We start from the raw sequence: 13,607 nt of genomic DNA on the forward strand, positions 1-13,607 counted from the left end.
TCGCCATGCTCAACCTCCAAGCGTCTGATCCCCTGCCAGGCCTGCGCGTGCGCACCGATGCCGACTGGGCGGCGGTGCCGCTGGCGATGCAAGCAGGGGCCTCCCTCAGCCCTCTGCTACCCCTCGGTGATGACGCGGCCTTGGTGTGGATTCCCAAGAACGGCTGCTCCAGCCTTAAGCAGGCCTGGCTGCAGCTGCGCTTTGGGGTGAACCCTCAACAGGACAACCCTATCGATCTGCATGGGGCGGTGCAAATCCATAACCATTGGCTAAGGGCTGAGGAGCTGAAGGCCGTGGCGCAGCACCGTGCCATCGTCGCCATCTGGCGTGATCCGATCGATCGCTTTGTGTCGGCCTGTCGCAGCCATCTCGTGGAGCTCACCACCGGCCGGATTGTGGCCAAGCTGCGCAGCCATGCCGCTGGTGATGAGCAAGCGCTGCAGGCCTCATTGCAGTGGCATCAAGAGTTGTTCAGCCACCATGGCGTCAGCAGCTTCAGCGATGGGGCGGATCCTGTGGCCGTGATGAATCAGGTGGCGCAACACCTCCCCGCCTGGATCCCGTGCCACATCGATTGGAGCCACCACACCCTGCCGCAGGTGAGTTTCCTGGGGGGTGATCCCACGGTTTACCGCACGATCCTGGGCATGGGGCAGATCCAGGATCTGATCGCCCATTGGGGCAAGGCCTCCGGTGTGGCGCTCGACCTGGCGCCTCAGCATGTCTCCCAGCCCCTGGAGGCAGCCGATCCCTGGAGACGGTTGCGCCGCGACCAGCTCACTCCAGAAGCCCTCGCAGCTCTTGAGCGGTTCTACGCCCCTGACCGGGCCTTTCTCACCCTGGCCCAGCAGCAACTGGCTCTCTGGCCATCGGTGCACAGCGAGGTGGCATGAGCACCTCTTTGGAATTTCCACTGCTGTTGCGTGATCGCCCGGACGCTGAGCGGCAGCAATGGGCCCGCTGGGTTTTGGGCAGCCACAGCGATCAGTTTCTTCCAGAGATGGTTGCGGCGGTGGAGGCGATGGACCGGGATGATCCGATTGCTCTTGGCCAACCCGTGGTTGCCCCTGGAGCCCAAGGCGATGACCTCGTGGTCATCGCCTGCCAGCGCGGTCGCCACTGTGTGGTGTTTGATCAGCCGTTGCCCTGTCGTGTTGTGTTGTTCGACTGGACTGGTGAAGGTTTGGAATCTGACACCAATCCCCACGGATTTGAACTGCTCAGTGTGGCCACCGAATGCAAGGGGCATTTGATGGAGGAAGCCTGGCGGCGCCTCGGCTCTCCAGCCTCGGGCCACTACATGGGTTTCATTGATGATGATGTGCTGCTGCGCAGCAGCGACATCAATACGCTGCTGGCTGTTGCGCGCATCCATCAACTCAGTGCTGCCCAGCCGGCGGTGAGTTTCACTAGTTCTCTGTGCCGCGAGTACGGTTGGCTCCGCCAACGTGCCGGGAGCAGCCTGCATCGGGTGCCGATCGTGGAAATCATGGCTCCGTTTATTCGCCGTGATTTGCTCGACATGGCGATGCCCTTCTTAGCTGGGGTGCGTAGTGGGTATGGCCTGGATCGTTTTGCCTTGCCCCTCTGTGCTGATCACCTTGGCGCCTGGCGGTTTGGAGCTGTGGATCTCACGCCGTTGTCTCATGTGCGCGTGTTTGCTTCACTCGAGAAGCGTTTTTCCAATGGCTTGCTCAGCAAGGAGGAGGAGTTGCTGGTTCGCCAGCGGTTGATGCTGGCGATGGGTTTGGAGATGGATCAAGAGCTTTATGGGCGACTAGAGGCGGCAGTAACCTGATGACGGACCCCTCTCCTTTTTCTGTCAGCTTTGCTGCGGCTGCTGAATCTTCGGGTAGTGATAAGTTTAATCAGCATGGATATCACCGCTTTTATCCCCATCATCTTGATCGCTTTCGCCACCGGGAGGGAAATCTCGTTGAGATCGGTGTCGATGAAGGCAAAAGCCTGCAGCTTTGGCGTCAATACTTGCCGAATGCATTTCTTCATGGTGTCGATATTGGGAGGGAGGGTAAAGGTGAACGCTTTGTGATTCATCGCTGTGATCAGGGCGATCCCGGGCAGTTGCGAGTGGTTGCCGAGCAAATCGGAGCGGCTTTCGCGATCATCGATGATGGTTCCCATATTCCCGAGCATCAACTGCTCACGTTTGATCTCTTCTTTGAAGCTGTGCTGGAGCCCGGTGGGCTATATATCATTGAAGACATCGAGGTTTCATACTGGCGACGCGGAGTTCTCTACGGCTATCCAACGCGGTACGGGCTCCATAGTTCACGCACCCTGATGGCGGCAATGAAGTTGGTGGTGGACTGGGTGAACCGTGAATTCCTCTCTGATGCGGATCGCTCTGTGCTTTCCGCGCGTCTCCGAGATGCAGGATTGAGCGCCGCAACCTGTGATCAGGTGGCCTCGCTTGAATTTGCGCAGAACTGTGTACTTCTACGGAAGCGCGAGCTGTGGGAGGAGGCTTTTGATTGCAGGCCTTACAAGTTTTCTGAGTATGTGTAGGGATTAAGCACAGCTCTCTGGTTCATTTCAGGTGGAGGCTGCTCATGCTGGTGCAGAGTCAAACCGCTCATAAAACCAGCCATACCGTTGCCGGATCCACTCGCAGAGGTGCGCGCCCAACACCTTCTCTCCACGGCTCGGTTGGGGCTCCACCTCGCGCCGGATCGTGTGATCGCCGAACACGCCATACACCTCATCGTCTTCCACCGTGATCTGCTCCACATTGTTGAAGTCGTGCCCGGGGTATGAAGGCAGCTCCAGATAGGCGTAGAAACGATCCAGCTCCTGCCGCGGATTGCGGCAGAGATCTTCGTAGCGAATGAACAGCATGTGCTGATCGACCCTTTGGCGCAGGATCTCCAGCAAGCGCTCCATGGCCAAGCCCACCGGCGGTGAAGCCACCCAGTGATCCAGACGTTTCTCCAGGCTGGTGTTCAGCATCTCGCTGTGGTTCACCAGACCTGGGTCCTGCAATGCAGCCTTGCGGAAGTTCCGTTCCATCGAGCAGAAAATATCGACTGGATCCCTCAGCATGCACACGATTTTTGGGTTGGGATAAAACACATTCAAAAACGCGTAGTGCATACCCCAGCCTCTGCTCTTATCCAGGAGCCAGGGCCTCGTTGTGAGCGCAGCGGCATAGCCCTCGAGCCCGCCGCGGCAGAAACCAGCGAAGGCCCGCTCCATTTCTTCGCGGTTTTGCGCTTTGAATTCCTCGCCCCGGCTGAACTGGCTGCGGGCTGCGTAGAGGAGATCCAGCAACCCTGATGTCGGCGTCACATGAAAGTCGGGGTTTTGCCCCACGATGTTGCTCAGCAGTGTCGAGCCCGAGCGCGGCAGCGATGACTGAAAGGCGATCCGCGGTGTGCTGGTGGTGGCCATGCCGATGGGTGCCGTTGTCTTGCGCTTCGATCGATCTTGAATTCATTCTAGGGCAAGGATTGATTTCACGAATGTAAGCACTTGCTCTGTTGTTGTTCTCGCCTGCGCGGAATCTCTTGCGTCAAATCTGTCCACTGGAGCTTCGTCGTCTTGTGGATAACGGGTTTCGCTCTTCATCCTGCTGAGAGCCTTCAGATGGACATCTCCCAGAGAGTTAGTGTTGATCCCCTGCTGCTCAATCTCTTTGACGAGTTGATCTAGTGAATGGCTGTATGGCGGTAAGACGCCAAGAGAAATCAAGATCCCTTTCAGAGCATTTTCTGCTGCTTGGCTGTAGTGGTAGCAGGCTTGGCTGTGAAATCCTTCCGCTTCAGTGAGCTTGCCCACCGCGAGGTCGCTTTCTGCTTGTCGTAACCAGGCCTGAACGCGCGTTGTCATCCTTTCGCCAGGATTCGGACATCACGGTCGATCGCTTGCCAATAGGGATCCTGGCTGCAGCGAAGACGATCCCAATCCGATGTGCTGAGAGCCAGCACATCGTCGGCAAGTTGATGGCTCAACACTGCATCGGCCAAGGTTTCGGCATCAGCAGGAGTGGCTGCGATGGCGAGCATGTCGACATCGGAGTACGCATCCCAGTCTCCCCTCGCTAGGGAGCCAAACAGCCACAGGCTGCTTCCCCGGTGTTGAACGACCAGGTGTTCCGCTTTCTGCTGCAGTTCCGCAAGGCGCTGTTCAAGCTTGTGCTTCCGAAGCTCTGCCAGCGAGTTTGAGGTGGGTGCCGGGAGTGCCATGGCCAAAGCTTATTCCGCTTGCGGCCTTCGCGTTCAAGCCCATCAAAAAAGCCCCCGCCTTGCGGCGAGGGCTGAAGCAACGTTGAGTGATCGATCAGGATCAGTCGAGATCAGGCATGGCCAGGGTGGGCTCGGCCTGACGGTCGATGCCCTTCTCGAAACCGGCAGCGGCGGCGCGGGCGCGGCCTGCGTGCCAGAGGTGGCCCACCAGGAAGAAGAAGGCGAGCACAAACTGCGTGGACGCCAGCCATTGGCGGATGTTCACGAAGTTCACCGAGTTGGGCTCGGTGATGATGCCGCCAACGGAGTTCAGGGAGGCGTTAGGAGCGTGGGTCATGTATTCAGCCGCGCGGCGCACTTGCCAGGGCTGAATATCATTCTGGAGCTTGTCGAGGCTCAAGCCGTTGGGGCCGCGTAGGGGCTCCAGCCAGGGTCCGCGGAAGTCCCAGAAGCGCATGGTCTCACCACCGAAGATGATCTCGCCGGTGGGCGAGCGCATCAGGTACTTACCAAGCCCGGTTGGGCCCATGGCCGAACCGATGTTGGCGCCGAGGCGCTGGTCACGCACCAAGAAGGTGAAGCTCTGGGCCTGGGAGGACTCGGCGTTGGTGGGGCCGTAGAACTCGGAGGGATAGGCGGTGTTGTTGAACCAGATGTAAGCCGAGGCGATGAAGCTCATAAAGCTCAGGGCGCCGAGGCTGTAGCTCAAGTAGGCCTCACCGTTCCAGATGAAGGCACGGCGCACCCAGCCGAAGGGCTTGGTGATTGCGTGCCAGATGCCTCCGAAGATGCAGATCAGGCCGATCCAGATGTGACCTCCAATGATGTCTTCCATCGAGTTGACCCCGATGATCCAGCCCTCGCCACCGAAGGGTGCGCGGGTGAGATAACCGAAGATCACGCCGGGGCTGAGGGTTGGGTTGGTGATGATGCGCACATCGCCACCGCCCGGTGCCCAGGTGTCATAAACACCGCCGAAGAACATGGCCTTGAAGACCAGCAGCAGGGCGCCGACGCCGAGAAGAATCAGGTGGTAACCAATGATATTGGTCATCTGATTCTTGTCGCGCCAATCCTGGGAGAAGAACGTGGAGTAGTTCTCCAGCACTTCAGGACCACGCAGGGCGTGATACAGACCACCAAGGCCGAGCACGGCCGAGCTGATCAGGTGCAGCACACCAACGACAAAGAACGGATAGAGATCGGTGACCTCACCGCCAGGACCAACGCCGTAACCCAGGGTGGCTACGTGGGGGAACAGGATTAGACCCTGCTCGTACATGGGCTTGTCGAAGGTGAAGTGACTCACCTCAAAAAGCATCATGGCCCCAGCCCAGAAGACCATCAGGCCTGCGTGGGCGACGTGGGCGCCGAGTAGGCGACCGGAGAGGTTGATCAGGCGGGCATTACCGGCCCACCAGGCATAGCCGGTGGAGTCGAGGTCTTTGCCCCCGACCACCAGATTGGAATTAAAGGGCGTTTCCACGGGGCAGAACCTCTTCAGGGAAGACGAAGTTTTCATGCGGCTGGTCAGCCGGTGCCATCCAGGCACGCAGACCTTCATTCAGCAAGATGTTCTTGGTGTAGAAGGTTTCAAATTCAGGGTCCTCAGCGGCGCGGATCTCCTGGGACACGAAGTCATAGGCGCGCAGGTTGAGGGCCAGGCCGATGATGCCGATGCTGCTGGTCCAAAGACCCATCACCGGCACAAACAGCATGAAGAAGTGCAGCCAGCGCTTGTTGGAGAAGGCGATCCCGAAGATCTGGCTCCAGAAGCGGTTGGCGGTGACCATCGAATAGGTCTCCTCTTCCTGGGTGGGCTCGAACGCCTTGAAGGTGTTCGACTGATCCGAGTCCTCAAACAGGGTGTTCTCCACCGTGGCGCCGTGGATGGCGCACAGCAGAGCACCGCCGAGGATGCCGGCCACTCCCATCATGTGGAAGGGGTTGAGCGTCCAGTTGTGGAAGCCCTGCAGGAAGAGCAGGAAGCGGAAGATTGCCGCCACACCAAAGGAGGGAGCAAAGAACCAGCTGCTCTGGCCGAGGGGGTACATCAGGAAAACACTGACGAACACCGCAATCGGGCCTGAGAAGGCGATGGCGTTGTAAGGACGGATGCCCACCAAGCGGGCAATCTCGAACTGACGCAGCATGAAGCCGATCAGGGCGAAGGCGCCGTGCAGGGCAACGAAGGGCCAGAGGCCACCGAGCTGACACCAGCGCACAAAGTCGCCTTGGGCTTCTGGGCCCCAGAGCAACAGCAAGCTGTGACCCATGGCATCAGCAGGGGTGCTGACGGCGGCGGTGAGGAAGTTGCAGCCCTCTAGGTAGGAGCTGGCGATTCCGTGGGTGTACCAGGAAGTGACAAAGGTGGTGCCGGTGAGCCAGCCACCCAAGGCCAAATAGGCCGTGGGGAACAGGAGCAGACCAGACCACCCCACAAATACGAAGCGGTCGCGCTTGAGCCAGTCATCGAGGACGTCGAACCATCCTCGTGCTGCTGGCGCGCGCCCTACAGCGATCGTCATGATGATGAAACGGTGCGGGAAACCCGCGGAGGCTGTGGGATTACCGGGCGATCGTAACAACGCTGAAGCGGATCGCGAGACCGGTTGAAACGGGCTGACATGGCTTCCTTTCGCTGGGCTTTCGTAGCGGTTTTCTGAGTGTCTTTTGCTTCACTTCTGAGCGCTTGGTCTCGATCCGCCCAGCTCCCCCGCCGACCGGTCAGGATGGCGCCATTCCTTGCTCCAGGTCATGGCCTCCCCCCAGGCTCCTGCCCCCTTGCTTGAGCTGCCGGTGCTGGGCTCAAGGCGCCTTTCCAATGTGTTGGTTGCCCTGGTGGTGACCACGGGCGGGATCGGCTTCCTGCTCACCAGTGTCTCCAGCTATCTCGGCACCGACCTGCTGCCGATCGGCCACCCCGCCGAGCTGGCTTGGCTGCCCCAGGGTTTGGTGATGGGGCTCTACGGGCTTGCCGCCATGGCGCTTTGTGCCTACCTCTGGGTTGTGATCGGCATCGACGTTGGCGCCGGTAGCAACCGCTTTGATCGGGATGCTGGTGTTGCCACTATTAGTCGCCGCGGCTTTCGCCAGGCGATCACGGTGGATATCCCTTTACGGGAGATTCAGGCTGTGAAGGTGGAGGTGCGAGATGGCCTTAATCCTCGGCGTCGCCTAGCCCTCAAGGTGCAGGGCAGGCGGGATATGCCCTTGACCAGGGTTGGCGAGCCCATGCCCCTGGCCGATCTGGAATTGTCTGGCGCCCAGCTTGCCCGCTTTTTGGGCGTGCCCCTGGAGGGGGTTTGATGATTACCAATTTGAGTACTGGCAATTTGAGTATTGGCAATTTGATGACTGGCAACTGGTGGAGTCGCTTGCTGCTGGGCGGTTTGTTGCTGCTAGCGCCCCTATCCCTGGTCGCCTGCGCGGCTGATGGGGGCAGCAGCCCCGTGGGTTGCAGCACTGCCAGCACCCCCTGCCTCAGCGGTACGGCCACCGTCGCCCTGCAGACCAGCAAGGGTGAGGTGCAGCTGCAGCTAGATGGCGCTGCTGCGCCACTGACGGCGGGCAATTTCGTTGATCTCGTTAAGCGTGGCGTCTACAACGGCACCGCATTTCATCGAGTTGTGCGCGAGCCGGTGCCTTTTGTGGTGCAGGGCGGCGACCCCACCAGCGCCGATCCAAAGGTGCCAGCCAGCCAGCACGGCCTGGGCAGTTTTGTCGATCCAGCCACGGGGATACCTCGGCTGATTCCCCTGGAGATCAAGCGCAGCGACGAAGCAGAGCCTCGCTACGGCGAGCCTATGACTGCCCCAGGAGCTACCCGCCAACTGGCTTTGGCCCATCAACGCGGAGCTGTTGCCATGGCCCGTTCCGCCGATCCCAACTCCGCCAGCGCCCAGTTCTACGTAGCCCTGCAGGCCCTGCCAGAACTGGATGGACGCTACGCCGTCTTCGGCAGGGTGAGCAAGGGCATGGAGGTGGTCGACCAGATCCGCCAGGGCGACAAGATCGTTAAGGCCACGCTGGTGTCGGGCGGAACTTTGGTGCAGGGCAAGCCCTAAGCGGGTACCCGCTTGCTGGATGCGGTGACCTTCAGGAAAGCCGTGTTGACGCCCGAAGCCCGCTCCAAGGCCACCTTGCCGGTGCGGGCGATTTCAAGGATGCCGTAGCCCTCCATCACTTGTTCGAGGGCGACGAGCTTGCCCGGATCGCCCACCACCTCAAGGGTCAGGGCGTCATCGGCCACGTCGACCACATTGGCGCGGAACACCTGCACCAGATCCAAGATGGCGCTGCGGGTTTCGGCGGGAGCCGACACCTTCAGCAGCATCAGTTCCCGCTCCACGGCAGGTATGTGGGATAGATCAATCACCCCCAGCACGTTGATCAGCTTGTCGAGCTGCTTTGTCATCTGCTCGAGGGTGTGATCGTCGCCTGCGACCACCATGGTGAGCCTGGAAATGCCCGCTTTTTCAGCGGGACCCACCGCCAGGCTTTCAATGTTGAAGCCGCGGCGGGCGAATAGGCCGGAGATTCGGCTGAGGGCACCGGATTCGTCTTCCACCAACACCGAAAGGGTGTGTTTCATCTCCTGAGGGACCCGCGGCGGTGGCTACATGCCAAGTTACCGCCCAGGCCCAGCAAGGGTCTCGGCGGCTGGCAATTGGTCAAGCCATTGAAGTAAGGCGGCATTAAAGGCGTCGGCATGTTCGTCATGGGGACAGTGGCCACTGTTAGGCAGCACCGTTAGGGGTAGCTCGGGCCGCAGCCGCCGCACCTGCTGGGCCACCTGAACGGGCACCAGTCGGTCGCGCTGCCCCCAGATCAAAAGCAAGGGACGCCCCAGCCTTCGCAGCAGGGCTGGGGCGGTGGCCCCGTGGGGCCGCAGGGCCATGGCGATGCTCATCGCCCGCAGGGCCCGCACCGCTCCAGGCCGCCGGGCTGGCCTGGCAATCAGCCGGTGCAGGTCCCTGTCGCCGATCACCGCTTCGCTGTAGGCCGACTGAATGCCTAAATCCAGCAGGGGCGAGTGGGCAATCAGGGGCACCAGTAGCTCCAGGGGGAGCAGCCGGCAGAGCAGGGTCACGAGCCAGCGCTGCAGCCGGCGTTGCCAGGGCCGGCGGCGGGGTGGGCTGCTGCTGTCAGCCAGCAGCAAGGTTGGGTCGGGTAGGGGGGCTGCCACAACAGCTCGCACCAGCTGGGGAAAAAACACGGCGCAGCTGAGGGCCACCAGGCCGCCGAGGGAATGGCCCACCAGCACGGCTGGCCCCTGCACCACCTGCTCGAGAAAGGCCTGCAGCTGCCTGGCCCAGAGGCGGTTGTCCAGTCGTAGGCACGGTTGGCTTGAGGCGCCGAAGCCGATTAGATCAATGCCGTAAACCCGCCAGCCGGCTGCAGCAAGCACCGCAGCATTGCGGCGCCAGTGGCCGCTGCCGGCGGCGAAGCCATGCACAAGCACCAGGGCCGGGGCATGTTCTTCACCCAGCACCCGCCAGTGGCAGCGCTCACCTCGCCAGAGCCAATCGGCGTGTATGCCCCACTCCGCCCCTGAGCTGCCGTCCGCCGCGGGTGGAGGTGCAGGCTGGACTGTTGCAGCCACGGTTGATCTCCTGAGCCAGCACACCGATGCTCACTATTGCGAAGGACGGGCCCGCCTGTTGCCCGGCGCCGGTTTTTTTAGGCCGGAGTCGCGTCCTTCACGGGATCTGGGGGTGCTGCTCGCCCGCACGCTGGCGGCCCGCGGCCCCTTGAGGGTGCTCGATGCCATGGCCGGCTGCGGCATCCGGGCCTTGCGCTATGGCCTGGAGGCTGGAGCCGAGGCGGTGTGGGCTAACGACGCTGATCCGGATCGGCTGCCTTTGCTGCGTGAAAACCTGGCATCTCTGGCGGGTTTGCGTTGCAGCGCCCTTACTGCCCAGCACCTGCTGGCAGCTTGCCTGCAGCGCCAGGAGCGTTTTGAGCTCCTAGACCTGGATGGCTTTGGCTGCCCCACGGCCCTGCTGCCCCTAGCTCTGGAGGCGGTGTCCTTTGGTGGTGTGCTTTACCTAGCCAGCACCGATGGCCGCTCCCCCACCGGCCACGACCGCCCGGCTGCGATTCGGCTGCTGGGGGCGGCGGCCCGGGCCCATCCCGCCAGCTGGGAGCTGGCCCTGCGCCTGCAACTTGGCAGCGTGGCTAGAGCGGCCTGGGCGCTGGGCCGGGGTATCGAGCCCCTATTTAGCTTCAGTGAAGGGCGCACCTTTCGCAGCGCGGTGCGCCTGCGCCGCCGCAGCGAGCCAGGGGAGGAGCAGCACTTGGGCATGCTGGCCCACTGCCATGGCTGCGGCGATCAGCAGGTGCAGCAATTGATTCGCTTGCGTCAGTGGCAGCCCTGTCATTGCCCTGCCGGCGAGAGTGCCCCGCTGGCGATCAGCGGTCCTCTCTGGATCGGCCCGCTGCAGCAGCCTGAGCTGCTGGCAGAAATGCAGATGTTCGCCGAGGTTGATCCAGGGGCAAGCCTCAGTGCGGAGGGGGCTCGCCTGCTTGCCCGTCTGCTTGCTGATAGGGGAATGCCGGCCCGCTGCTGGCCGCTGGCGGAAATCGCGCGCCGCCTCAAAGGGGGGGCGCCACCGTTGCTCAGTCTGGTGGCGGCCCTGCGGGCGGGGGGCTGGTCGGCCCAGGTCAGTGGGGTGATGCCGGGTCAGCTGCGCAGCGATGCAACCTGGGGCGAGATCCTGCAGACCGCCGCTCAGTTGGTTGGAATGGCCACCGGCACTGCTAAATAGGATGGATCTCCATTCACCTCGTTATGGCTGCTGAAATTTTCGGTACCGCAGCTTTGTTTTGGATATTGATCCCAGTTGGTCTTGCCGGCGGTGCCCTGCTGTTGAAGCTGGCCGACAACGACTGAGCCCCAAAGGCCAGTTAGATCCCCCCTGCTCCCGGCCCGACCCGTCGGACACCTAGGCTCGGGCCCGCTTGAAGGTTGCTAATGCAGGTTTTGGTGGTTGGCGGAACGGGCACCCTGGGCCGGCAAGTTGCCCGCCGTGCCCTCGATGCAGGCCATCAGGTGCGCTGCATGGTGCGCTCACCCCGTAAGGCTGCTTTCTTGCAGGAATGGGGCTGCGAGCTCACCCGCGGCGACCTGCTTGAGCCTGAAAGCCTCGCCTATGCCCTGGAAGGTCAGGACGCAGTAATAGATGCGGCTACCGCCCGCGCCACGGATTCCGCCAGCGCCTACGACATCGACTGGAAAGGCAACCAGAATTTATTCTCCGCCTGCCAGGCCGCTTCGCTGAAGCGTTTGGTGTTTGTGTCCCTGCTAGATGCGCACCAGCACCGCGACGTGCCCTTGATGGACATCAAGGCCTGCGCCGAAGACTGGCTGATGGCTTCGGATTTTGAATACACAATCCTGCGCGGCGTTGCCTTCATGCAGGGGGTTATCAGTCAGTTTGCGATTCCCGTGCTGGAAAGCCAGACGGTTTGGGTGAGTGGCTCGCCCACCCCAATCGCCTACATGAACACCCAGGACATGGCCCGCTTTGCCGTAGCGGCTCTGGAGCGAGACCAAACCATTCGCCAAGCTTTTCCAGTAGTAGGTCCCCGGGCCTGGACCACTAGTGAAATCACCCAGCTCTGTGAGCGGTTCACGGGTAAAGAAGCCCGCACTTTTCGGGTGCCGCCTGCCTTGCTGGGCTTGATGCGCTCTGTGACCGGCTTCTTTGAGGCCAGCCTCAACGTGGCCGAGCGGCTGGCTTTTGAAGCGGTCACCGGTGGCGGCTCAGCTCTCGATGCACCAATGGAGGCCAGCTACGAGGCCTTCGGGCTAGATCCGGCTGAAACCACCGGCCTGGAGGCCTACCTCAAGGAGTACTACGACACGATCCTGCGCCGCCTGCGCGAGATGGAGACTGACCTCGATAAGGAAGCCAAGAAGAAGCTGCCCTTCTAAGCCCTGGCACCAGAGACTCCGGCCGCCAGTTCGCCCGTACTATTAGTTCGTTGCTTGGGAGTGTGAATGTCGGTTGCCCAGATCAAAAATTTGCAGCGCCGCTTGGCCAACCTTGAGGCTGAGGCCACCGAAGAGCTCAATCGGGCTTGCGGCCATGAGCTATGGCAAACCCTGGGCTTCGATGCCTTCGATGGTCTCGATGATGCTGACCGGCGGGCTCGTGCCAACTACTACTACGGCCAGTTGCAGAGCGTGCGGGAGCTCAAGGACGTGCTCGGCTAAGCCGCCCTATCCGCCCCCTGCGCCCCGCCCTGATTTCCCGCCGCCGGCCCGGCCGCCCCGACCAGGTGAGATTTTTTCTATGGCCCGCGAAGGCTTAAGCAGCTGCTCGAGGCGCTGGCTTTCGGCTCCGTCCACCTCGCGCCATTGCCCCGCTGCCAGACCATTGAGCTCGAGCGGGGCAGCTCCGTCCATCAGGTCGATGGCGACCCGCAGCAGCCTCAGGGTGGGCAGATTTACGGCGGCCGTCATGCGACGCACCTGACGGTTGCGGCCTTCCTGCAGCTCCAGTTGCAGCCAGCTGGTGGGAATGGCGGCCCGCTGACGGATCGGCGGGGTGCGCTCTGGCAGGCCTGGATCGCTGATCGGCTGGGCTCGAGCCGGCAGAGTGCGCTGCCCCTGAATTAAAAGGCCGCTGCGCAGCAGCTCCAAGGCCTCCGGGTGGGCAGCTGCCTCTCCTTCAACCTGCACCAAATAGCGGCGCCAGTGGCCAAAGCGGGGGTCGGTGAGTCGCTGCTGCAGGCGGCCATTGCTGGTGAGCAGCAGCAATCCCTCGCTGTCGGCATCGAGCCTGCCGGCCGCATAAACCTGCGGAATCGGGATGAACTCCGCCAAGCAACCCCAGTCGCAGCCGGCTTCTGGCGTGAACTGACTTAAAACCCCGTAGGGCTTATGGAAAAGAAGGGTGGTCAGTGGCCTTGGTTCAGCTGGCTTGACGGGCTTTCCAGAGGTTCACCACACCGATGGAGATCAGCAGCAGCCCCAGATCCAACGAAAGCGGCGGCAAAACCATGGCGAAGCCAAAACGGCATGAGTGAGCCAGACCCTATCGCCTGTCGGGCGGCAATTAAGCTATTTGGAACGATTGAACCCCCAGACAGCGCCCCCGCATGATCGAGACCTCCGGTGTGATTGAAAAAGAACAGGGAAACGGGTTTTACCTGGTGACCCTGGAGCAGCCGGCTGGTCACCAATGTCTCTGCCGGGCGGCAGGCAAGCTGACCAAATTCAGAATCAAGCTGCTGGCGGGCGACAAGGTGCTGGTTGAGATCAGCCCCTACGACCTCACCCGCGGCCGCATCACCTACCGGGAGCGCAATGCGGCTGCCGGCCCCCGTCCCGGCGGCAACCGCCCTGGTGGGCCTAGGAGGCGTTAAGCGCACCTTTCGGTGCGACGGCGTCGTTAA

At 61.7% G+C, this 13,607-nt stretch carries 18 protein-coding genes; 10 read left to right on the top strand and 8 right to left on the bottom strand.

Features of this window, described 5'->3' with window-relative positions; genetic code table 11:
- Nucleotides 1–5 precede the first annotated feature (5 nt).
- From U9970_RS02855 to U9970_RS02865, 3 genes are read left to right on the top strand one after another with little or no spacing between them, the layout of a single operon-like run.
- A complete protein-coding gene (locus tag U9970_RS02855; RefSeq protein WP_322765214.1) occupies nt 6–893 on the top strand; it encodes a sulfotransferase family 2 domain-containing protein in 888 nt (295 codons plus the stop codon).
- On the top strand, nt 890–1,798 hold the full coding sequence (locus U9970_RS02860) for a hypothetical protein (protein WP_322765215.1): 909 nt from the start codon (nt 890–892) through the stop codon (nt 1,796–1,798). Before U9970_RS02855 ends, U9970_RS02860 begins: the two co-directional genes overlap by 4 nt.
- Nucleotides 1,798–2,526 carry a hypothetical protein gene (locus U9970_RS02865; RefSeq protein WP_322765216.1) on the top strand — a complete coding sequence of 243 codons (729 nt, stop codon included), beginning with the start codon at nt 1,798–1,800 and terminating at the stop codon, nt 2,524–2,526. Before U9970_RS02860 ends, U9970_RS02865 begins: the two co-directional genes overlap by 1 nt.
- A gap of 42 nt (nt 2,527–2,568) precedes the next feature.
- Here the strand turns inward: U9970_RS02865 and U9970_RS02870 are convergent, their stop codons facing one another.
- The 5 genes from U9970_RS02870 to psbD form a co-directional block, all read right to left on the bottom strand.
- Nucleotides 2,569–3,408: a sulfotransferase family protein gene (locus tag U9970_RS02870; RefSeq protein WP_322765217.1), complete on the bottom strand. Its 840-nt coding sequence runs from the start codon at nt 3,406–3,408 to the stop codon at nt 2,569–2,571.
- Between the two features lie 42 nt (nt 3,409–3,450).
- Nucleotides 3,451–3,846 (bottom strand): HEPN domain-containing protein, encoded by a 396-nt coding sequence (locus U9970_RS02875; protein WP_322765218.1) that lies wholly within the window; start codon nt 3,844–3,846, stop codon nt 3,451–3,453.
- The gene (locus tag U9970_RS02880; RefSeq protein WP_322765219.1) at nt 3,843–4,202 is read right to left on the bottom strand and encodes a nucleotidyltransferase family protein; all 360 of its coding nucleotides are present in this window, start codon (nt 4,200–4,202) and stop codon (nt 3,843–3,845) included. Before U9970_RS02880 ends, U9970_RS02875 begins: the two co-directional genes overlap by 4 nt.
- A 100-nt stretch (nt 4,203–4,302) precedes the next feature.
- A complete protein-coding gene (psbC, locus tag U9970_RS02885) occupies nt 4,303–5,688 on the bottom strand; it encodes a photosystem II reaction center protein CP43 (protein WP_322765220.1) in 1,386 nt (461 codons plus the stop codon).
- Nucleotides 5,672–6,730 (bottom strand): photosystem II D2 protein (photosystem q(a) protein), encoded by a 1,059-nt coding sequence (psbD, locus tag U9970_RS02890; protein ID WP_254959685.1) that lies wholly within the window; start codon nt 6,728–6,730, stop codon nt 5,672–5,674. The genes psbC and psbD overlap by 17 nt, the downstream gene beginning before the upstream one ends.
- 229 nt (nt 6,731–6,959) lie before the next feature.
- Here psbD and U9970_RS02895 point away from each other — a divergent pair, with 229 nt between their 5' ends.
- Both U9970_RS02895 and U9970_RS02900 read left to right on the top strand, forming a co-directional pair.
- Nucleotides 6,960–7,511, top strand: coding sequence for a photosystem I assembly protein Ycf4 (locus U9970_RS02895; protein WP_322765221.1), 552 nt, complete (start codon nt 6,960–6,962; stop codon nt 7,509–7,511).
- 44 nt (nt 7,512–7,555) lie between these two features.
- Complete coding sequence (locus U9970_RS02900) at nt 7,556–8,269, top strand: peptidylprolyl isomerase (RefSeq protein WP_322765998.1); 714 nt, start codon at nt 7,556–7,558, stop codon at nt 8,267–8,269.
- Here the strand turns inward: U9970_RS02900 and ilvN are convergent.
- Together ilvN and U9970_RS02910 are read right to left on the bottom strand one after the other, a co-directional pair.
- Nucleotides 8,266–8,796: an acetolactate synthase small subunit gene (gene ilvN / locus U9970_RS02905; protein ID WP_322765222.1), complete on the bottom strand. Its 531-nt coding sequence runs from the start codon at nt 8,794–8,796 to the stop codon at nt 8,266–8,268. The two genes, U9970_RS02900 and ilvN, sit on opposite strands and share 4 nt — an antisense overlap.
- Before the next feature lie 36 nt (nt 8,797–8,832).
- A complete protein-coding gene (locus U9970_RS02910; protein ID WP_322765223.1) occupies nt 8,833–9,807 on the bottom strand; it encodes an alpha/beta fold hydrolase in 975 nt (324 codons plus the stop codon).
- Here U9970_RS02910 and U9970_RS02915 point away from each other — a divergent pair.
- From U9970_RS02915 to U9970_RS02930, 4 genes are all read left to right on the top strand, one after another.
- Nucleotides 9,740–10,972 (top strand): N2,N2-dimethylguanosine tRNA methyltransferase, encoded by a 1,233-nt coding sequence (locus U9970_RS02915; RefSeq protein ID WP_322765224.1) that lies wholly within the window; start codon nt 9,740–9,742, stop codon nt 10,970–10,972. The genes U9970_RS02910 and U9970_RS02915 overlap by 68 nt on opposite strands.
- A 23-nt stretch (nt 10,973–10,995) precedes the next feature.
- Nucleotides 10,996–11,097: a cytochrome b6-f complex subunit PetM gene (gene petM / locus U9970_RS02920; protein ID WP_106633132.1), complete on the top strand. Its 102-nt coding sequence runs from the start codon at nt 10,996–10,998 to the stop codon at nt 11,095–11,097.
- A gap of 81 nt (nt 11,098–11,178) precedes the next feature.
- Nucleotides 11,179–12,141, top strand: a complete 963-nt coding sequence (locus tag U9970_RS02925; protein WP_322765225.1) for an NAD(P)H-binding protein — start codon at nt 11,179–11,181, stop codon at nt 12,139–12,141.
- A 66-nt stretch (nt 12,142–12,207) separates the two neighbouring features.
- Nucleotides 12,208–12,423 (top strand): hypothetical protein, encoded by a 216-nt coding sequence (locus U9970_RS02930; RefSeq protein ID WP_254936629.1) that lies wholly within the window; start codon nt 12,208–12,210, stop codon nt 12,421–12,423.
- 6 nt (nt 12,424–12,429) lie between these two features.
- Here the strand turns inward: U9970_RS02930 and U9970_RS02935 are convergent, their stop codons facing one another.
- Nucleotides 12,430–13,113, bottom strand: a complete 684-nt coding sequence (locus tag U9970_RS02935; protein ID WP_322765999.1) for a pseudouridine synthase — start codon at nt 13,111–13,113, stop codon at nt 12,430–12,432.
- Nucleotides 13,114–13,310: 197 nt separating this feature from the next.
- Here U9970_RS02935 and infA point away from each other — a divergent pair, with 197 nt between their 5' ends.
- Nucleotides 13,311–13,577 (top strand): translation initiation factor IF-1, encoded by a 267-nt coding sequence (infA, locus tag U9970_RS02940; protein ID WP_094560946.1) that lies wholly within the window; start codon nt 13,311–13,313, stop codon nt 13,575–13,577.
- Nucleotides 13,578–13,607 lie beyond the last annotated feature (30 nt).

The organism is Cyanobium usitatum str. Tous, assembly GCF_963920485.1.
GTDB lineage: Bacteria > Cyanobacteriota > Cyanobacteriia > PCC-6307 > Cyanobiaceae > Cyanobium_A > Cyanobium_A usitatum_A.